Genomic DNA, 22,273 nt, shown 5'->3' with positions numbered 1-22,273 from the left:
GGTAAGGGAAAGGTGAGCCCCATGTCCAACGAAGCCAAGCTCCGCGACTACCTCAAGCGCGCCACGGCGGACCTGCGCGAGGCACGACAGCAGGCCAGGGAACTGGAGGAGAAGGCCCACGAACCCATCGCGATCGTGGGCATGGGGTGCCGCTACCCGGGCGGGGTGAGCTCGCCGGAGGACCTGTGGCAGCTGCTGTCGGAGGGGCGCGACGCGATCTCCGGCTTCCCCGAGGGACGGGGATGGAACCTGGACGGCTCCGGCGCCCCGGCCCGGGACCAGGACGCGCGGGGACCCGGCTCGATCCCCACCCGGAGCGGCGGATTCCTGCACGACGCGGACCTGTTCGACGCGGGGTTCTTCGGCGTCTCGCCGCTCGAGGCCGAGGCGATGGACCCGCAGCAGCGGCTGCTGCTGGAGGTGTCCTGGGAGGCGCTGGAGCGGGCGGGGATCCGTCCCGACACCCTGAAGGGCAGTGCGACCGGTGTCTTCACCGGGCTGATCTCCGGGGAGTACGTCTCCCGGCTGTCCTCCGTCCCCGCCGAGGCCGAGGGCTACGCCGGTACGGGGAACACGGCCAGTGTCGCGTCCGGCCGGGTGGCCTATGTGCTGGGGCTGGAGGGCCCGGCCGTGTCGGTGGACACGGCGTGCTCGTCGTCGCTGGTGGCGCTGCACCTGGCGGTGCAGTCGCTGCGGCGGGGCGAGTGCGCGATGGCGCTGGCCGGCGGTGTCACCGTCATGGCGGGCCCGTCCACGCTCGTCGAACTCGGCAAACAGGGCGGTCTTTCCCCGGACGGCCGGTGCCGGGCCTTCGGCGAGGAGGCCGACGGGACGGGGTTCGGCGAGGGCTGTGGCGTGCTGGTTTTGGAGCGGTTGTCGGACGCGCGGCGGGCTGGGCATCGGGTGTTGGGGGTGGTGCGGGGTTCGGCGGTGAACCAGGACGGTGCGTCGAACGGGTTGACGGCGCCGAGTGGTCGGGCGCAGGTGCGGGTGGTGCGCGGGGCCTTGGAGGACGCCGGGTTGTCGGCGGGTGACGTCGACGCGGTGGAGGCGCACGGGACGGGCACGCGGTTGGGGGACCCGATCGAGGCGCAGGCCTTGCTGTCCGCGTACGGGGCGGGGCGCGAAGTGCCCTTGTGGCTGGGGTCGGTGAAGTCGAACATCGGTCATACGCAGGCCGCCGCGGGTGTGGCGGGTGTGATGAAGATGGTGCTGGCGATGCGGCACGGGGTGTTGCCGCGGACGTTGCACGCGGAGGTGCCGTCGTCGCATGTGGACTGGTCCTCGGGCGGGGTGGAGCTGCTGAGCGAGGCGCGGGAGTGGCCTGAGGTGGGTCGGCCGCGGCGGGCGGGTGTGTCGTCGTTCGGGATCAGTGGGACGAACGCGCATGTGATCGTGGAAGGGGTCACCGAGGAGTCAACTACCTCTCCCGATGGCCCTGTTGATGATGTGGTGCCGTGGGTGGTGTCCGGCCGGTCGGTGGAGGCGTTGCGGGCGCAGGCGGGCCGGCTGGCGGAGCACCTGACGGAGCACCCGGAGGTCGGAGCGAGCGATGCCGGCTGGTCGCTGGTCGCGCAGCGCTCACTGTTCGAGCAGCGCGCCGTCGTGACGGGTGCCGACCGTGAAGAACTGCTCGCGGGACTGCGCGTCCTGGCCGAGGGCGGCACGGCGGACAACGTCACCGTCACGCCCCCCACCACGCCCCCCGACGGTCGGCGCGGCACCGTCTTCGTCTTCCCCGGCCAGGGCTCCCAGTGGGCCGGCATGGCACGGGAACTGCTCGCCGGGTCACCGGCGTTCGAGGAACAGCTCCGCGCCTGCGACCAGGCCCTGACCCCGTACGTCGACTGGTCCCTGCTCGACGTGCTGAACGGCCGTGACGGCGCACCCCCGCTGCACCGGGTCGACGTCGTCCAGCCGGCCCTCTGGGCCGTGATGATCGGACTGGCCGCGGTCTGGCGCTCCCTGGGCGTGCGCCCCGACGCGGTGGTGGGCCACTCCCAGGGCGAGATCGCCGCCGCCCATGTCGCGGGAGCGCTGTCCCTGGACGACTCGGCCAAGATCGTCGCCATCCGCAGCCGGGCCCTGCTACGCCTGGCGGGCACCGGCGGCATGGTCTCCGTCGCCGCCCCGGTCGAGGACGTGCGCGCACTGCTGGCCACCATCGACGGCCATGCCGAGATCGCCGCGGTCAACGGCCCCTCGTCGACCGTGGTCTCGGGCGGCTCCGAGGCCCTCGACCAGGTCACGGCCCGCTGCGAGGCGGGCGGGATCGTGAGCCGCCGCATCGACGTCGACTACGCCTCCCACTCCGCGAGCGTCGAGCCGCTGCGTGAGCAGCTCCTGGCGGAGCTGGCCGGCATCACCCCCACGACCTGCGACACCGCCTTCTACTCCAGCGTCACCGCGACCGCCCTCGACACCACGCGGCTGGACGCCGACTACTGGTACGAGAACCTCCGGCGGCCGATCCGGTTCCAGGAGGCCGTCCAGGCCGCGGCCGACGGCGGCCACGGGTTCGTCGTGGAATCCAGCCCGCACCCCGTCCTGACCGCCGGCATCGAGGAGACCCTCGGCGGCGAGCGGGTCGTCGTGGGCTCCCTGCGCCGTGACCACGGGGCCGTCCGGCAGATCCTCACGAACGCGGCCCGCCTCCACACCGGCGGACTGCCCGTCGACTGGTCCCAGCTCTTCGCCGGGGCGCGGCCGGTGGAGCTGCCGACGTACGCCTTCCAGCGCCGCTCCTACTGGCTGAAGGAGGACACCGCCGTCGCGGACGTCGCCTCGGCGGGTCTGGAGACGGTGGGGCACCCGCTGCTGGGCGCGGCGGTCGAGCGGCCCGACGGGAACGGCTGGGTGCTCACGGGCCGGCTCTCGCCCACGACCCACCCCTGGGCCGCGGACGTTCCGCACGCCGTACTGCTCGAACTGGCGCTGGCCGCGGCCGACCGGGCCGGGTGCGACCGGCTGGAGCGGCTGACCGTCGAGACGCCCCTGAGCCTCGGACGGACCGCGACCGACGTGCAGGTCGTGGTCGAGGCGCTGGGCCGCGGCCGCTGCTCCCTCGCCGTCTTCTCGCGGGCTTCCGGAACCTGGATCCGGCACGCCACCGGGGAACTGACCGAGACCCCGGTCGACGCCGGGCCGGCGCCGGCCGCCACGGGCCCGGACCACGAGGTCCTCCGGGCGGATGTGGAACTCCCGTCCCACACCGACCCCGTGGGGTACGGCGTGCACCCGGTGCTGCTGGCCGCCGCACTGCGACCGTTCGCCGGAACCGGTGCGCCCCGCACCTGGTCCGGCGTCGAGCTGTACGCCACCGGGGCCACCGCGCTGCACGTGTCGCTGACGCCCACGGGAGCCGGCACCGCGCGGGTGTCGGCGGTGGACGCGATGGGCGAACCGGTGCTGAGCATCGCCGAAGTGACGATAAGTCAGAACACCGAGGACACGGCCGAGGTCGAGTCCGAGGTCCACGACGACCTGTTCCACCTGGACTGGACCGCACTCGGCGGCCACGCCGTCCGGCCCTCCGCCGAGGACTCCTTGGGCGTGCTCGGCTCCGCCGACGGGCTCGCTCTCCCCGGTGCCGTGGCGTACCCCGACCCGGCCGCCCTGGCCCGGGCCGCCGAGGTGCCCGGCACGGTGATCCTCCCCTGCCTGGACGCGGAGGGCGACGGGCGGGACGTGCCCGGCGCGGCCCGCGCCGTCGCCCAGCGCGTACTGGAGGTGCTGCAGGACTGGCTGGCCGAGGGGCGGTTGGCCCGCTCACGCCTCGTCGTCCTCACCCGCGGGGCCGTCGCCACCGCCCCCGACGAGGGCGTGAGCGCGCTGCCGGCCTCGGTCCTGTGGGGTCTGCTGCGCTCCGCCCAGACCGAACACCCGGACCGCTTCGTCCTCCTGGACGTCGACACCGACCCGGACCGCGGCGTCCTGGCCGCGGCCCTCGCGACCGGCGAGCCGCAACTCGCCCTGCGCGACGGCACCCTGCTCGCCCCCCGACTCACCCGGACGGCACCGGCCGAGCTCCGGGCCCCGGTGCCGTTGGACCCGGAGGGGGCGGTGCTGCTGGTGGGCGGTACGGGGGTGTTGGGGGCGTTGCTGGCGCGTCATCTGGTGGTGGCGTGCGGGGTGCGGCACCTGGTGCTGGTGGGCCGTCGGGGCGTGGAGGCGCCCGGGGCGGCGACACTGCGGGACGAGCTGTTGGAGTTGGGCGCGCGCACTGTGGAGGTGCGGGCGTGTGACGCGGCCGACCGGGTGGCGTTGGGGGTGCTGGTCGACGAGGTGGTGGCCCAGCGGCCGCTGACGGGCGTGTTCCACCTGGCGGGTGTGCTGCGCGACGGGGTGCTGGTGTCGCTGGGTGCGGAGGCGCTTGGGGAGGTGCTGCGGTCGAAGGTGGACGGCGCGTGGGCGTTGCACGAGGTGACACGGGAGCGGTGCCCCGGGCTGGCAGCGTTCGTCGTGTACTCCTCGGTGTCGGGCCTGATCGGCGGTGCCGGTCAGGCGAACTACGCGGCGGCGAACACGTTCCTGGACGCGCTGGCGCAGGAGCGGTCGGCCCGGGGGCTGCCGGGCCTCTCGCTCGCGTGGGGCTTGTGGGAGCAGGAGTCCGGCATGACCGCCGGCCTCGACGAGGGCGACCTCGGCCGCATCCGGCGCTCCGGCGTCCTGCCGCTGCCCACGCCGCGGGCCCTCGCCCTCCTCGACCTCGCGATCCGCGCCCGCCGACCCGTGATGGCTCCCGTCCGCCTGGACTCCGTCGGCCTGCGCGAGCGCTCCACCGGGCCGGTGCCCTCCGTCCTGCGCCGACTGGTACGCCGCCCGCGCCGGATCGCGGCCACCGGTGCCGAGTCGTTCTCCCTGGCCGGCCTGCTGTCCGGCGGCCGGGAGGACGAGCGGGGCCGCCGTCTGCTCGACCGACTGCGCGACCAGCTGCTCGAACACCCCGAGGTCTCCCACGCGATCCCCGTCCTGGTGCGGGCTGAAGATCCCGCGGAGCAGGAGCAGGAGCAGGAGCAGGAGCAGGAACAGGAACAGGAGCGGACGACGGCCCGGGCCGAGACCAGGCTCGTGGCCTACGTCCTGCCCGGCCCGTCCCCGAAGGTGCTCCAGGAGCTCCGCGACCGCCTGCCGGCCCACCTCGCCCCCGTCGAGATCCTCGGCGCCGACGAGCCGCACGCCCGGGAGGCGGTCCTCTGCGGGCTCTTCGCCGAACTGCTCGGCCTCACCCGGGTGGCACCCGGCGACAGCTTCTTCGACATCGGCGGCCAGTCCCTGCTCGCCACCCGCCTGATCAGCCGCGTCCGCGGTGTCCTCGACGCCGAGATCCAGCCCGGCGAGCTGTTCGAGCACCCGAGCCCGGGCGCCCTGGCACTCCGTCTCGGTCACGGAACCGGGGAGCGGCGCACCCGCCTCGCGCCCGTCTCCCGACCGGACGTCCTTCCCCTCTCCTTCGCGCAGCAACGCCTCTGGTTCCAGCACAAGTTGGAGGGCCCGTCGGCGACGTACAACGTGCCGCTCGCGCTGTGGATGTCGGGGGAGCCGGACCCGGCGGCGCTGGCGGCCGCGCTGAACGACGTGGTGGGCCGGCACGAGTCGCTGCGGACGGTGTTCGAGGAGGTGGACGGCGAGCCGTGCCAGCGGGTGCTGGCCGAGTTCGAGGTGCCGTTGGAGACGCGGCGGCTCGAAACCGCCGACCTGCGCGAGGAGTTGGACGAGGCCGCCCGGTACGCCTTCGACCTGGCGACCGAAGTGCCCATCCGGTCCTGGCTGTTCAGTACCGGCCCGACCGAACACGTCCTGCTCGTCGTGCTGCACCACATCGCGGGCGACGGGTGGTCCATGGTGCCGCTGGCCCGCGACCTGGCCGAGGCCTACGCGGCCCGGCTGGAGGGTGCGGCGCCGGGGTGGGAGTCGCTGCCGGTGCAGTACGCGGACTACACCCTCTGGCAGCGCGACCTCCTGGGTGGGCCGGACGACCCCGACAGCCTCTTCGGTCGCCAAGTGGACTACTGGCGACAGGAGTTGGCCGACCTCCCGACGGAGGTGAGCGCCCCCGCCGACCGGGCGCGGCCCGCCGTGGCCTCGTACGCCGGAGACGTGACCCCCTTCGCGCTCGACCCGGACCTGCACCGCGCGCTGAGCGAACTGGCCCGCGCCCACGACGCCACCGTCTTCATGGTCCTGCAAGCCGCTCTCGCCGCCCTGCTGACCCGGCTCGGCGCCGGCACCGACATCCCGCTCGGCAGCGGCATCGCCGGCCGGACCGACGAGGCGCTCGACCGGCTGGTGGGCTTCTTCGTCAACATGCTGGTCCTGCGCACGGACACCTCGGGCGACCCGTCGTTCGCCGAACTCGTCACCCGGGTACGGGAGACCAGCCTCGCCGCCTACGCCCACCAGGACGTCCCCTTCGAGTCCCTGGTGGAGGAGATCAACCCGCACCGTTCGACCGCCCACCACCCGCTGTTCCAGGTGGCCCTGACCCTGCAGAACAACGAGCAGGCCCGGTTCCGCATGCCCGGACTCGACGTCCGCCCGGAACTCGTCGGCACCGGGACCTCCCGCTTCGACCTCTTCTTCAGCCTGACGGAGAGCCACGGCGCGAACGGCGAACCCGCCGGCATCGACGCGTACGTCGAGTACGCCACGGAGCTCTTCGACGCCTCCACCGTCGACGCCCTGATCCACCGGTGGACCGCGTTCATGCGCGCCCTGCTCCACGACCCCGCGGCCCCCATCGGCGCGGCGGACATCCTCACCCCGCGGGAGCACGCGCGGATCACCGGGTGGAACACCGGCCCCACCCGCGACACCACCGGGTCGAGCCTGCCGGCGCTGTTCGCCGCCCAGGCCGCCCGCACCCCTGACGCGACGGCCCTGGTCTGCGAGGACGTCGAACTGACCTACCGGGAACTGGACGCCCGCGCCAACCGGATCGCCCACTGGCTGCGCGCCCGAGGCATCGGCGCCGAGCAGCACGTGGCCGTCCTCTACGAGCGCTCGCCCGAGCAGATCGCGGCCGTCCTCGGTGTCCTCAAGGCGGGCGCCGCCTACGTCCCCCTCGACCCCGAGTACCTCGCCGAGCGGGTCGGCCACATCCTGGCCGACGCCGCCCCGGAGCTGATCCTGACCACCCGGGCGCTCGCCGACACGGTCGGCACCCTGCACGACGGCACCGAGACCGTGGCCACCGACGACCCAGGGACGGCCGCCGCCCTGGCCGGCTGCCCCGACCACGACCCGGAGCCCGCCGCACCGCCGCACCCCGGCCACCCGGCCTACGTCATCCACACCTCCGGCTCCACCGGCGTGCCCAAGGGCGTCGTCGTCACCCACCAGGGCCTCGGGAGCCTGGCGAGCACCCTGCTGCGACAGTGCGCGGTCACCCCCGACTCCCGGGTGCTCCAGCTTTCGTCGCCCGGCTTCGACGCGGCCGTCCTCGAACTGACCATGGCCTTCGCGGCCGGCGCCGCCCTCGTCCTGGGCGGCCGGGACCGCCTCGTCGGCGCCGAACTGGCCGACGTCCTGGCCGACCGCCGGATCACCCACGCGCTCATCCCGCCGTCCGTGCTCGGCACCCTGCCGGCCGGATCCGCCGAGGCGCTCACCGGGTTCCGCACCCTGATCGTGGGAGCCGAGGCGTGCGGCGCCGACCTGGTGCGGACCTGGTCGCCGGGACGCCGCATGGTCAACGCCTACGGCCCGACCGAGTCCACGGTCGTCGCGGCCATCAGCGAGCCGCTCACCGGCGGTGACGTACCGATCGGACGCCCCGTCGACAACACCCGGGTCCGGGTCCTGGACGAACGCCTGCGGCCGGTGCCGCCGGGCGTCCCCGGCGAGCTGTACCTGGCGGGCGCGGGCCTGGCCCGCGGCTACCTCGACCGGCCCGGGCTCAGCGCCCAGCGCTTCGTGGCCGATCCGTTCGGCCCGGCCGGCACCCGCATGTACCGCACGGGCGACGTCGTGCGCTGGACGGCACAGGGGCAACTCGAGTACCTGGGCCGGGCCGACCAGCAGGTCAAGGTCCGCGGCTTCCGGATCGAACCCGGCGAGATCGAGGCCGTCCTGCGCGAGCAGTCCGGTGTCGCCCAGGCCGTGGTGGTGGTCCGCGAGGACCGCGAGGGCGACCCGCGGCTCGTCGCGTACATCGTGCCCGAGGGCGAGGGCGCCGAGGACGACCAGGTGGACGAGTGGCGCGAGATCTACGACGACGTCTACGGCGGCGCCGGGACGGAGACACCCGGGTTCGGCCAGGACTTCACCGGCTGGAACAGCTCCTACACCGGTGAGCCGATCCCGCTCGACGAGATGCGCGACTGGCGCGACGCCGCGGTGCGGCGCATCACGGAACGCCCGCCCCGGCGCGTCCTGGAGATCGGCGTGGGCTCCGGCCTGCTCTTCGGCCCGCTGGCCCCCCGGGCCGAGACCTACTGGGCGACGGACTTCTCCGCGCCCGTGATCGAACGCCTCACCGCCCAGTGCGAGACCGCCGGACTCGCCGACCGGGTACGGCTGCTGTGCCGGCCCGCCGACGTCGTGGACGACATCCCGGCCGAGTACTTCGACACCGTCGTCCTCAACTCGATCATCCAGTACTTCCCCGACGCCGACTACCTGGCCCGGGTCCTGGACGGCGCGCTCGGCCGGCTCGCCCCCGGCGGGCGCATCGTCGTGGGCGACGTCCGCCACCGCGGCTCGCTGCGCGCCTTCCAGACCGGGATCCACCTCGGCCACGCGGCGGAGGACAGCACCGGCGAGCAGCTCAGGGCGGCCGTGGAACACGCGGTGATCATGGAGAAGGAACTGGTCATCGACCCGGACTTCTTCACCGTCTGGGCGCGGCGCCACCCCGAGGCGGTGGCCGGCGTCGACATCCGGCTCAAGCGCGGCGCCCACCACAACGAGCTGACCAGGCACCGCTACGAGGTCGTCCTGCACAAGGCGGACGGGACCGCCCGGGCCGAGTCCCTCGCGAACGTGCCGGAACTCGTCTGGGGCCGCGATCTCACGAGCCTCCAGGACCTGGCGGGCCTGGACGCCCTCACCTCCGGGGCCGGGCCGGTCCGGGTCACCGGCCTCGTCAACAGCCGGCTGACCGGAGAGGTCGCGGCGGCGGAGGAACTCGCGCACGAGGCGTCGCCGCAGCGGCTCCGCGCCCGGCTGAGCACGGGGCGGGCCGACGGGACCGCACCCGGGGCCGTCGACCCGGAGGCCCTGCACGAGTGGGGCGAGCGGCACGGCTGCCAGGTGCTGACCACCTGGGCGCCCGGCGCGCCGGACGCCCTCGACGCCGTACTCGTTCCCGGCGGGCGCGCGGACGCCGTCTACACGGACGTGCACCGACCGGCGTACACCCAGGACAAGCCCCTGTCGGCCCTGGTGAACAACCCCCTGGGCTCCCGGACGACCGGACGCGTCCTGGCTGGGCTGCGGGACGCCCTGCGGCAACGGCTGCCCGAGTACATGGTGCCGTCCGCCGTCATCGCCCTCGACGCGCTGCCGCTCACCTCCAGCGGCAAGCTCGACCGGCGGGCCCTCCCGGCTCCCGACTACGCGTCGCGGTCGGCGCGCGGGCCCCGTACACCGCGGGAGGAGATCCTCTGCGGCCTGTTCGCGGAGGTGCTGGGAGTCGACCGGGCCGGGATCGACGACGACTTCTTCGACCTGGGCGGGCATTCGCTGCTGGCGACGCGGCTGGTGAGCCGGGTGCGCTCGGTGCTGGGCGTGGAACTGCCGTTGCGTGCGGTGTTCGAGACTCCGACGGTGGCCGGGCTGGTCGAGCGGTTGTCCTCCGGCGGTGCGGTGCGCCCGGAGCTGGTGGCGGGGGAACGGCCGGAGCGGTTGCCGCTGTCGTTCGCGCAGCAGCGGTTGTGGTTCCTGCACCGGCTGGAGGGTCCGTCGGCGACGTACAACATGCCGTTGGCCTTGCGGTTGTCGGGTGTGCTGGACCGGGGTGCGTTGGCCGCCGCGCTGGACGACGTGGTGGGCCGGCACGAGTCGCTGCGGACGGTGTTCGCGGAGGTGGACGGCGCGTCGTACCAGCGGGTGCTGGCCGGCGTGCGGGTGCCGTTCGAGGTGTGCGAGGTCGAACCCGGCGGTCTGGACGCGGTGTTGGCGGGCGCGGCGCGGTACGCCTTCGACCTGGCGGCCGAAGTGCCCATCCGGTCATGGCTGTTCAGCACCGGCCCGTCGGAGCACGTCCTGCTCGTGGTGCTGCACCACATCGCGGGCGACGGGTGGTCCATGGCGCCGTTGGCGCGTGATCTGGCCGAGGCCTATGCGGCCCGGCTGGAGGGTGCGGCGCCGGGGTGGGAGCCGCTGCCGGTGCAGTACGCGGACTACACGCTGTGGCAGCGCGAGCTGCTGGACGGTGTACGGGAGGATGAACTCGCCTATTGGCACGGCCAGTTGGCTGGTCTGCCGGAGGAGGTGAGCCCGCCCGCCGACCGGGCTCGGCCGGCGGTGGCCTCGTACGCGGGGGAGACGGCGTCGTTCGGGCTGAGTCCGGCTCTGTACCGTGCCGTCGGCGAGGTGGCGCGGGCCCATGACGCCACGGTGTTCATGGTGTTGCAGGCGGCGTTGGCCGTGCTGTTGTCCCGTCTGGGGGCGGGGGAGGACGTTCCCATCGGTTCGCCGGTGGCGGGGCGTTCGGACGAGGCGCTGGACGACCTCGTCGGGTTCTTCGTGAACACGCTGGTGTTGCGGACGGATGTGTCGGGTGATCCCTCGTTCGCCGAGCTGGTCGGTCGGGTGCGCGAGGCCGGTCTGGGCGCCCTGGCGCACCAGGACGTGCCGTTCGAGTACCTGGTGGAGGAGTTGAACCCCCGGCGGTCGGCGGCTCGGCATCCGCTGTTCCAGGTGATGCTGGCCTTGCAGAACACCGAGCAGGCGCGGTTCGAACTGCCCGGCCTGGAGGTGGTGGCGGAGCCGGTGGGCACGGGCGTGTCCCGGGTCGACCTCACCCTCAGCCTCGCCGAGGACCCTGACGGCGGGATGCGCGGGGTCGCCGAGTTCGCGACGGATCTCTTCGACCGGTCCACCGTCGAGGTGCTGCTCGACCGGTGGGTGCGGCTGCTGGAGGGGCTGACCGCGCGGCCGGAACTGCCGGTGGCCCAGGTCGACATCCTCACGCCCGAGGAGCGCCGGCAGCTGCTGCCGGGCCGGAACGACACGGACCTGCCCGCGCGCAGCCTGGTCACGGCGTTCCGGGCGCAGGTCGAGCGGGTCCCCGACGCCGTCGCGGTCGTCGCCGACGGCACCCGGCTCACGTACGCCCAGCTCGACGAGCGGGCCGACCGCCTCGCCCACGAGCTGATCGGCCGTGGTGTCGGCGCGGAACGCCTGGTGGCCATCGCCATGCCGCGGTCGATCGGCTTCGTGGTCGCGGTGCTGGCCGTGGTCAAGGCCGGCGGAATGTACCTGTCGCTCGACGCGCGCTACCCGGAGAGCCAGGTCCGCAGGATGTGGGCGGACAACGACGTCAACCTGCTGCTGACCGACTCGCCGACCCGCGTCCCGGCCTTCGTGCCCGGGGACCAGGTGCTGCTCGTCCAGGACGACGCCGCACACGTCCCGTCCACGTCCCCGTCCGCCCCGTCCACCCCGCCCGCCGGCGACCGCGGAGCGTCCCCCGAACCCGACCAGCTGGCCTGCGTCATCTACACGTCCGGATCCACCGGCACCCCGAAGGGCATCGGGCTCACCCACGCCGACATCACGTCCCTGGCCGACGACCCCGTGGTCGGCGGGTACCCCGCACGGGTGCTCCTCCACTCGCCGACCGCCTGGGACGCCCTGCCGTTCGAGCTGTGGATGCCCCTCCTGCTCGGCGGCCGGGTCGTCATCGCCCCCGACGTGCCGCTCGACGGACCGCATCTGCGCGACATCGTCCGCGACCACGGCATCACCTCCATGTGGATCACCGCGGGACTGTTCAAGGCGATGGCCGAGGACCACCCCGACTGCTTCGCGTCCATGAGCCAGGTCTTCACTGGAGGCGAGGTCGTCCCGCAGGGCCCGGTGCGGCGCGTCATGGCGGCCTGCCCGGACCTCACCGTGGTCAACGGCTACGGACCGGGTGAGACCACCACCTTCGCCACCCTGCACGCGATGGCGCCCGGCCACGACCCCGAGCCGTCCCTGCCGATCGGCCGGCCGGTCACCGGCAAGCAGGTGTACGTCCTCGACGAGCGCCTCGGCCTGGTGCCGCCCGGCGTGGTGGGCGAGCTGTACGTCGCCGGCGCCGGTATGGCGCGCGGGTACCTGGGGCAGCCGGGGCTGAGCGCCCAGCGCTTCGTGGCGGACCCGTACGGCCCGGCGGGCACCCGCATGTACCGCACGGGCGACCTCGCCCGCTGGAACCGGGACGGCCTGCTGGAGTTCGCCGGCCGGGCCGACCACCAGGTCAAGATCCGGGGCTTCCGGATCGAGCCGGGCGAGATCGAGTCGGGGCTGCGGCGCTGCGCCGGAGTGGCGCACGCCACCGTCGTCGTCCACACCGTCCGGGAGGGCGATGTCCGTCTGGTCGCCTACGTGGTGACCGAGCCCGGCACCGGGTTCGACCCGTCCGCGATCGCCGGGGAACTGCGCGGGCGGCTCCCGGAGTACATGGTCCCCTCCCTGATCACGGCCGTCCCCGCCATACCCCTGACGCCGAACGGGAAGGTGGACCGGGCCGCGTTGCCGGCGCCCGACTTCGGCGCCCTGGTGTCGGAGGGCGGCCGGGGGCCCCGTTCGGCGCGTGAGGCGGCGCTGTGCGAGGTGTTCGCGGAGGTGCTGGGAGTCGAACGGGTCGGGATCGACGACGACTTCTTCGACCTGGGCGGGCATTCGCTGCTGGTGATGCGGTTGATGAGCCGTGTCCGTGAACGGTTGGCTGCGGAGCTGCCGTTGCGTGCGGTGTTCGAGTCGCCGACGGTGGCCGGGCTGGTCGAGCGGCTGGCTTCGGGTGCTGTGGCGCGGCCGGAGCTGGTGGCGGGGGTGCGGCCGGAGCGGTTGCCGTTGTCGTTCGCGCAGCAGCGGTTGTGGTTCCTGCACCGGTTGGAGGGTCCGTCGGCGACGTACAACATGCCGTTGTCCATGCGGCTGTCCGGTGTGCTGGATCGGGGTGCGTTGGCGGCCGCGTTGGATGACGTGGTGGGCCGGCACGAGTCGCTGCGGACGGTGTTCGCGGAGGTGGACGGCGAGCCGTGCCAGCGGGTGTTGACCGGGGTCCGGGCGGCGTTCGAGGTGTGCGAGGTCGAACCGGCAGTCTTGCGCCGGGAGTTGGACGAGGCCGCGCGGTACGCCTTCGACCTTTCGACTGAACTGCCCATCCGTTCCTGGCTGTTCAGTACCGGACCGTCCGAACACGTCCTGCTCATCGTGCTGCACCACATCGCGGGCGACGGCTGGTCCATGGCGCCGTTGGCGCGTGATCTGGCGGAGGCGTACACGGCCCGGCTGGAGGGTGCGGCGCCGGGGTGGGAGCCGCTGCCGGTGCAGTACGCGGACTACACGCTGTGGCAGCGCGAGGTCCTGGACGAGGTGCGCGACGGCCAGATCGCGTACTGGCGCGGCCAGTTGGCGGAGCTCCCGCAGGAGGTGAGCCTGGCCGCCGACCGCGTGCGGCCGGCAGTCGCCTCGTACACGGGTGACGTGACCACCTTCGCCCTCGATCCGGACCTGCACCGTGCACTGGGCGAGTTCGCGCGGTCGTCGAACGCGACGTTGTTCATGGTGTTGCAGGCGGCCTTGGCCGTGTTGCTGTCCCGTCTGGGTGCGGGGGAGGACGTTCCCATCGGTTCGCCGGTGGCGGGGCGTTCGGACGAGGCGCTGGACGACCTGGTCGGGTTCTTCGTGAACACGCTGGTGCTGCGGACGGACGTGTCGGGTGATCCGTCGTTCGCCGAGCTGGTGGGCCGGGTGCGCGAGGCCGGTCTGGGTGCCCTGGCGCACCAGGATGTGCCGTTCGAGTACCTGGTGGAGGAGTTGAACCCCCGCAGGTCGGCGGCTCGGCATCCGTTGTTCCAGGTGATGCTGGCCTTGCAGAACACCGAGCAGGCCCGGTTCGAACTGCCGGGCCTGGAGGTGGCGGAGGAACCGGTGGGCACGGGCGTGTCCCGGATGGACCTGACGCTCAGCCTCGCCGAGGAGCCCGGCGGCGGGATGCGGGGAATCGCCGAGTTCGCGACGGACCTCTTCGACCGCTCCACCGTCGAGCTGTTCCTCGACCGGTGGGTGCGCCTGTTGCAGGGGTTGGCCGCGCGGCCGGAACTGCCGGTCGGCCAGGTCGACATCCTCACGCCCGAGGAGCGGCGACAGCTGCTGTCGGGCTGGAACGACACCGGCCGGGACGTGCCGGCGACGACCGTGCCGGAGCTGTTCGCCGCACAGGCGGCCCGGACGCCCGAGGCCACGGCCCTGGTCGCCGGGGCCGAAAGGCTCACCTACGCCCAGCTGAACGCCCGGGCCAACCGGATCGCCCACTGGCTCCTCGCCCAGGGCGTCCGACCGGGCGACACGGTGGCCGTGGCACTGCCCAGGTCGGTCGAACTGGTCGCCGTGCTCCTGGCCACGCACAAGGCCGGTGCCGCGTACCTGCCGCTGGACCTGGACTACCCGGCGGAGCGCACCGCGTTCATGTGCCGTGACGCGGAGCCCGTGTACGTGGTCGACGACCTCGACCTGATCAGCGGGCTGCTCGACGGGGACGGCGGTGACGCCACCGGGCCGGCCGTCGCCCAGCACCCCGGCCTGCCCGCCTACGTGATCTACACCTCGGGTTCCACCGGGCGCCCCAAGGGCGTTGTCGTCCCGCAGCGGGCCATCGTCAACCGGCTCCTGTGGATGCAGGACGAGTACGGGCTCGGCCCCGACGACCGGGTGCTCCAGAAGACCCCGTCGAGCTTCGACGTCTCCGTCTGGGAGTTCTTCTGGCCGCTCGTCACCGGCGCCACGCTCGTGGTCGCGGAACCCGGAGGCCACCGGGACCCGGCGTACCTGAGCCGGCTGATCCAGACGGAGGCCGTCACCACCGTCCACTTCGTGCCGTCCATGCTGGAAGCGTTCCTCGCCGACGAGTCCACCGCCCGCTGCACCGGCCTGACCCGGGTGATGTGCAGCGGGGAGGCGCTCCCGGCGGACCTGGCCGCGCGGTTCCACGACACGCTGCCCCAGGCGGAACTGCACAACCTCTACGGCCCGACCGAGGCCGCGGTGGACGTCACCTCCTGGCACAGCGTCGCCGACCCCGGGGTCGTACCCATCGGCCGGCCGGTCTGGAACACCCGCCTGTACGTGCTCGACGCGGCGCTGCGACCGGTGGCTCCCGGCGCCCCCGGCGAGTTGTACATCGCCGGAGTCCAGTTGGCCGACGGCTACCTGCGGCGGCCGGGAGTGACGGCCGAGCGGTTCGTGGCGAACCCCTTCGGCGCACCCGGCGACCGCATGTACCGCACGGGAGACCTGGCCCGCTGGACGGCCGACGGCGTCCTCCAGTTCCTCGGCCGGGCCGACCAGCAGGTCAAGATCCGGGGCTTCCGGATCGAGCCGGCCGAGATCGAGGCGGCTCTCTCCACCCATCCGGCGGTTCGCCAGGTCCTGGTCGTCGCTCGGGAGAACACCCTGGTGGCCTACGCGGTGCCGGAGGAGGGCGCCGGGATCGACACCCGGCAGCTCCGGGAACACCTGCGGGCCGCCTTGCCGGACCACATGGTCCCGGCGGCCGTCGTCCCCCTGGACCGGCTTCCCCTGACCCCGAGCGGGAAGGTGGACCGGGCCGCGTTGCCGGTGCCCGACTTCGGCGGGTCGGTGTCGGAGGGTGGCCGGGGGCCCCGTTCGGCGCGTGAGGCGGCGCTGTGCGAGGTGTTCGCGGAGGTGCTGGGGGTCGACCGGGCCGGGATCGACGACGATTTCTTCGACCTGGGCGGGCATTCGCTGCTGGCGACGCGGCTGGTGAGTCGTGTGCGCTCGGTGCTGGGCGTGGAGCTGCCGTTGCGTGCGGTGTTCGAGGCGCCGACGGTGGCCGGGCTGGTCGAGCGGTTGGGTGCCGGTGGTGCGGTGCGGCCGGAGTTGGTGGCGGGGGTGCGGCCGGAGCGGTTGCCGTTGTCGTTCGCGCAGCAGCGGTTGTGGTTCCTGCACCGGTTGGAGGGTCCGTCGGCGACGTACAACATGCCGTTGGCGATGCGGTTGTCGGGCGCGTTGGACCGGGGTGCGTTGGCGGCCGCGTTGGATGACGTGGTGGGCCGGCACGAGTCGCTGCGGACGGTGTTCGCGGAGGTGGACGGCGAGCCGTGCCAGCGGGTGCTGGCCGGAGTGCGGGTGCCGTTCGAGGTGTCCGAGGTCGAACCGGAAGTTCTGCGCCGGGAGTTGGATGAGGCCGCGCGGTACGCCTTCGACCTTTCGACTGAACTGCCCATCCGTTCCTGGCTGTTCAGCACCGGTCCGTCGGAGCGCGTCCTGCTCGTGGTGCTGCACCACATCGCGGGTGACGGGTGGTCCATGGCGCCGCTGGCGCGTGACCTGGCCGAGGCCTATGCGGCCCGGCTGGAGGGTGCGGCGCCGGGGTGGGAGCCGCTGCCGGTGCAGTACGCGGACTACACGCTGTGGCAGCGCGAGGTCCTGGACGACGTTCTCGACGGCCAGATCGCCTACTGGAGTGGTCAGTTGGCGGATCTTCCCGAGGAGGTGAGCCCGCCTGCCGACCGGGCCCGGCCGGCCGTGGCCTCGTACGCCGGTGACATGACGTCCTTCGTCCTCGATCCGGCTCTGCACCGTGCCGTCGGCGAGGTGGCGCGTGCCCATGGCGCCACGGTGTTCATGGTGCTCCAGGCGGCCTTGGCGGTGTTGCTGTCCCGCCTGGGTGCGGGGGAGGACGTCCCCATCGGTTCTCCCGTCGCGGGGCGTTCGGACGAGGCGCTGGACGATCTCGTCGGGTTCTTCGTGAACACGTTGGTGCTGCGGACGGATGTGTCGGGTGATCCGTCGTTCGCCGAGCTGGTCGGTCGGGTGCGTGAGGCCGGTCTGGGTGCGTTGGCGCATCAGGATGTGCCGTTCGAGTACCTGGTGGAGGAGTTGAATCCCCGGCGGTCGGCGGCTCGGCACCCGTTGTTCCAGGTGATGCTGGCCTTGCAGAACACCGAGCAGGCCCGGTTCGAACTGCCCGGCCTGGAGGTGGCGGAGGAGCCGGTGGGCACGGGCGTGTCCCGGGTCGACCTCACGCTCAGCCTCGCCGAGGAGCCCGGCGGCGGCATGCGGGGCGTCGCCGAGTTCGCGACGGACCTCTTCGACCGGTCCACCGTCGAGGGGTTCCTCGACAGGTGGGTGCGCCTGCTGGAGGCGTTGACCGCGCGGCCGGAGCTGCCGGTCGGCCAGGCCGACATCCTCACCCCCGACGAACACCGCGAACTGTCGCGGCTGGACTACGTCCTGGACCGGAACCTTCGACTCGTGCCGCGGGGTGTCGTGGGCGAGCTGTACGCCAGGGGCGCGGAGAGCGACCTGGCCGGCAGCGACCCGGAGCGCTGGGTGCCGGACCCGTTCGGTACGCCGGACGCGCGGATGTACCGCACGGGTGACCTGGCCCGCCGCCGGACCGACGACGGGCACCTGGAACTCGTCGGCCCCGCCGACCCGTTGGCCGCCGCCCTGGAGATCGAAGCCGTCCTGCGGACACTGCCCGGCGTCGCCGAGGCCGCCGTGGTGGTGGACGGCGAGGCGACGCGGTCGGTGGCCTATGTGGTGCCGCTCGTCATGAACCAGTTCTCCGTGTCGCGCCTGCACGAGGACCTGAAGCACCGGCTGCCGGACCACCGGCTGCCCGCGGTGGTCATGCCCGTCCCCGCCCTCCCGCTGACGGCGGACGGTGCGCTCGACCGGGCCGCCCTGCCCGACCCCGACCCCGACCACGCGCCGCGGGCGGTGCGGACGACGCGCTCGCCGCAGGAGGAGATCCTCTGCGGTCTGTTCGCGGAGGTGCTGGGGGTCGACCGGGTCGGGATCGACGACGGGTTCTTCGGTCTGGGCGGTCACTCGTTGATGGCGGCACGGCTGGTGAGTCGTGTGCGGTCGGTGCTGGGTGTGGAGCTGCCGTTGCGTGCGGTGTTCGAGTCGTCGACGGTGGCCGGGCTGGCGGAGCGGTTGTCTTCCGGTGGTGTGGTGCGCCCGGAGTTGGCGGCGGGGGTGCGGCCGGAGCGGTTGCCGCTGTCGTTCGCTCAGCAGCGGCTGTGGTTCCTGCACCGGCTGGAGGGTCCGTCGGCGACGTACAACATGCCCTTGGGGCTGCGGTTGTCGGGCGCGTTGGACCGGGGTGCGCTGGCGGCCGCGTTGGACGACGTGGTGGGCCGGCACGAGTCGCTGCGGACGGTGTTCGCGGAGGTGGACGGCGAGCCGTGCCAGCGGGTGCTGGCCGAGGCGCCGGTCCCGCTGGTGACGGTGGAGGTCGACGCCGACGGACTGCGCGACGCGATGGCCGAGGCCGCCCGGTACGCCTTCGACCTGGCGGCGGAGATCCCGCTCCGGGCGTGGTTGTTCGCCTCGGGCCCGTCGGAGCACGTCCTGCTCGTCGTGCTGCACCACATCGCGGGCGACGGTTGGTCGTTGGCGCCGCTGGCGCGTGATCTGGCGGAGGCGTACACGGCCCGGTTGGAGGGTGCGGCGCCCGGGTGGGAGCCGCTGCCAGTGCAGTACGCGGACTACACGCTGTGGCAGCGCGAGGTCCTGGACGAGGTGCGCGACGGCCAGATCGCCTACTGGCGCGGCCAGTTGGCGGAACTTCCGGAGGAGGTGAGCCTGCCGGCCGACCGTGCTCGGCCGGCGGTGGCCTCGTACGCGGGAGGGACGGCGTCGTTCGAGCTGGGCCCGGACCTGCACCGCGCACTGGGCGAGCTCGCGCGGTCGTCGAACGCGACGTTGTTCATGGTGTTGCAGGCGGGTCTCGCCGTGTTGCTGTCCCGCCTGGGTGCGGGGGAGGACGTCCCCATCGGTTCTCCGGTGGCTGGTCGCTCCGACGGGTCCCTGGACGACCTGGTCGGGTTCTTCGTGAACACGCTGGTGCTGCGGACGGACGTGTCGGGTGATCCGTCGTTCGCCGAGCTGGTCGGCCGGGTGCGTGAGGCCGGTCTGGGCGCGTTCGCGCATCAGGATGTGCCGTTCGAGTACCTGGTGGAGGAGTTGAATCCCCGGCGGTCGGCGGCGCGGCATCCGTTGTTCCAGGTGATGCTGGCGTTGCAGAACACCGAGCAGGCCCGCTTCGAGCTGCCGGGCCTGGAGGTGGCGGAGGAGCCGGTGGGCACGGGTGTGTCCCGGGTCGACCTCACCCTCAGCCTGGTCGAGGAGCCGGGTGGCGGGGTGCGCGGGGTCGCGGAGTTCGCGACCGATCTGTTCGACCGGTCCACCGTCGAGGGGTTCCTGGGCCGGTGGGTGCGGCTGCTGGAGGGGCTGGCCGCGCGGCCGGAGCTGCCGGTGGCTCAGGTCGACATCCTCACCCCCGAGGAGCGGCACCAGCTGCTGTCGGGCTGGAACGACACCGGCCGGGACGTGCCGGCGACGACCGTGCCGGAGCTGTTCGCCGCGCAGGCGGCCCGGACGCCCGAGGCCGAGGCCCTGGTCGCCGGGGCCGCGCGGCTCAGCTACGCCCAGCTCAACGCCCGGGCCAACCGGATCGCCCACTGGCTGCTCGCCCGGGGCATCCGACCGGGCGACACGGTGGCGCTGATGTACGAGCGGTCGGCGGACCTGGTGGCCGCGCTCCTCGGCGTCCTCAAGACGGGTGCGGCCTACCTGCCGGTCGACCCGGAGTTCCCGAGCGCCCGGGTGGCGCACATCCTCACCGAGGCCGCTCCCGCCCTCCTGCTCACCAGCGACGCCGTCGCCACGGGCGCCGGAGCGGGCGCCCTCGCGCAGCGCCCCTCCTCGGCGACGGTCGTCACCGACGCCCCCGGCACCGCGGCCGCCCTGGCGCTGTGCCCGGACACCGACCCGGCGCCGGTCGCCGGTGCCGCGGACCCGGCGTACGTCCTCTACACCTCCGGATCCACGGGCGCGCCCAAGGGCGTGGTCGTGGAGCACGGGGCGCTGTCGAACTTCCTCGCCGACATGGCCGCGCGCTTCCCGCTGACCACCGGGGACCGCTGGCTGGGTGTGACGACCGTCGGGTTCGACATCTCCGTGCTGGAGCTCTGCCTGCCGCTGACCAGCGGCGCCACGCTGGTGCTCGCCGACCGTGACACGGCCCGCACGCCCGCCGCGCTCGCCGGTCTGCTCCGGGCCACCGGAGCCACCGTCATGCAGGCGACCCCCACGCTGTGGCGGGCCCTCGCCGAGGAGCAGCCCGGGTGCCTCGACGGGCTCCGGGTCCTGGTGGGCGGCGAGGCGCTCCCGCCCGACCTCGCGCGGACCCTCGCCGCCCGCGCCGCCGAGGTCGTCAACCTGTACGGACCGACCGAGACCACCATCTGGTCCACGGCGGCCGGCATCGCCCCCGGGGCGGCACCGGAGCGCACGCCCATCGGAACGCCGATCGCCAACACGCGGGTGCACGTCCTCGACGAGCGCCTCGGCCTGGTGCCGCCCGGCGTGGTGGGCGAGCTGTACATCGCCGGCGCCGGCGTGGCGCGCGGGTACCTGGGGCAGCCGGGGCTGACCGCCCAGCGCTTCGTGGCGGACCCGTACGGTCCGGCCGGCACCCGCATGTACCGCACCGGCGACCTGGTGCGCCGGAACCGGGACGGCCTGCTGGAGTTCGCCGGCCGGGCCGACCAGCAGGTCAAGATCCGGGGCTTCCGGATCGAACCGGGCGAGATCGAGGTCCTGCTCCGGGAACAGCCCGGCGTGGCGCACGCCGTGGCGGTGGTGCGGGAGGACCGGCCGGGAGACCAGCGGCTGGTCGCCTACGTGGTGCCCGACGAGCCGGCCGACGCGCCGCACCTCGCCGAACGCCGCGACCTCCGGGACGCCCTGCGCCTGCGGCTGCCCGAGTACATGGTGCCGTCGGTTGTGCTCACCCTGCCCGCCCTGCCGCTGACCCCGAACGGCAAGCTCGACCGCCGAGCCCTTCCGGCCCCGGACCGGGGCGCCGCCGGCCGCGGGCCCGCCTCCCCCCAGGAGGCGGTGCTGGCCGGGCTGTTCGCCGAGGTCCTCGGGGTGGAGCGGGTCGGCGTGGACGACGGGTTCTTCGACCTGGGCGGCCACTCCCTGCTCGCCACCCGGCTGATCGACCGTGTCCGGGACGTGCTGGGCGTGGAGCTGCCGCTGCGCGCCCTGTTCGAGACCTCCGACGTGGCCGGGCTCGCCCGCCGCCTCGACGCGGACCACGACGGCTCGGCCGACGCCTTCGGTGTCGTCCTGCCCCTGCGGCCCCGCGCCGAGGGCGTGCCGCTGTTCTGCGTCCACCCGGGCGGCGGCCTGAGCTGGTCGTACGCCGGACTGCTGCGGCACCTGCCCGCGGAGGTGCCCGTCTACGGCATCCAGGCCCGCGGACTGTCCGAGCCGGACGACCTCCCGGGCAGCGTTGAGGAGATCGCCGACGACTACATCGCCGAGCTCCTCCGGCTGCGTCCCGAGGGCCCCTTCCCGTTGCTGGGCTGGTCGTTCGGCGGGGTGGTCGCCCACGCCATGGCGGCCCGGCTGCGGGAGCGCGGGTTCGACGTCCCGTTCCTGGTCCTCCTCGACGCGCAGCCCGCGCGGCCCAGGACCGCCGAGGAACTCGCCGAGGAGGCGACCCTCGACACGTCCATGGTGTACCGGACGCTGCTGACGGCGTTCGGGGTGCCCGTCGGCGACGGGGAACCGCTCACGCACGCGCGGTTCACGGAGCTGGCCCGTGAGCACCACGCGGCCGTGGCCGACTTCACCGAGGACCGGATCGCCGACGTCCTGCGGGTCATGGCCAACGACCTCCGGATCACCCCCGCCCACCGGCACACGCCGGTGGCGACGGAGGCCGTCGTGTTCGCGGCCACCCGGAAGGACCCGTCCGACCTGGTCACCCCGGAGATGTGGGCCCCGTACATCGACGGGCCGCTCGACCACCGCACGGTCGACTGCGGCCACGCCGCGATGGCCGGCCCGGAGGCGCTGCGGGTGATCGGGCCGATCCTCGCCGAGAGGATGCGCCGGCTCTCCTGAGCGGCGTGCCGGGGAACCGTGGGCCGGGGACCCGAGTGCCGGGGAACCGTGGGCCCGGGCAACCGCGGCCACGGTTCCCCGGGCCCGCGGGGAGAGACCGGAGACCAGCTCCAGAAGTCCGTAGATCCGTAGACGCAGAGATTCCGTAGACGCAGAGATGAGG

General features: G+C 73.6%; 1 protein-coding gene. It reads left to right on the top strand.

The features are described from left to right. The first annotated feature begins 21 nt into the window (after positions 1 to 21). Positions 22 to 22,110, top strand: coding sequence for an amino acid adenylation domain-containing protein (locus ACWDD9_RS20015; protein WP_449812185.1), 22,089 nt, complete (start codon positions 22 to 24; stop codon positions 22,108 to 22,110). Positions 22,111 to 22,273 lie beyond the last annotated feature (163 nt).

The sequence above is a fragment of the Kitasatospora sp. NPDC001119 genome (genome assembly GCF_053598475.1).
Note: the sequence above shows the minus strand (reverse complement) of the source record. Positions and strands in the feature narration are given on the sequence as shown.